Origin of the sequence: Stenotrophomonas sp. Ste96, from assembly GCF_024519495.1 — a bacterium.
Taxonomy (GTDB): Bacteria; Pseudomonadota; Gammaproteobacteria; order Xanthomonadales; family Xanthomonadaceae; genus Stenotrophomonas; species Stenotrophomonas bentonitica_A.
On record NZ_JALJRX010000068.1, the window covers coordinates 1 to 246 of the forward strand.

At 48.0% G+C, this 246-nt stretch carries 1 protein-coding gene; it reads right to left on the minus strand.

Annotated features, from left to right (window positions below; all coding sequences use genetic code 11):
- Window positions 1-14: 14 nt before the first annotated feature.
- The coding region (locus OC373_RS18855) for a hypothetical protein (RefSeq protein WP_261998290.1) at window positions 15-246 on the minus strand (232 nt) is incomplete at its 5' end.

Genomic DNA, 246 nt, shown 5'->3' on the forward strand with positions numbered 1-246 from the left:
TTTTCAAGGCCGTTTCACCGAAGTGAAACGTTGTTGCCGATGCTGCTTCGTCGTGCGACCCGAAGGTCTTTTCGTCGAAGCGAGCCGCCTATTATGTCAGGCTTTTCGTATCTGTCAACACCTTGTGAGGATAACTTGAAGTTCTTCTCGAAGATGTTGCTGTAAGTGCATAAAAAGCATGTGCTTACATAAAAAAGAAAACCCCGCTGCGTGAGCAGCGGGGTTTTCGGGTAAAAACCCTGGCGA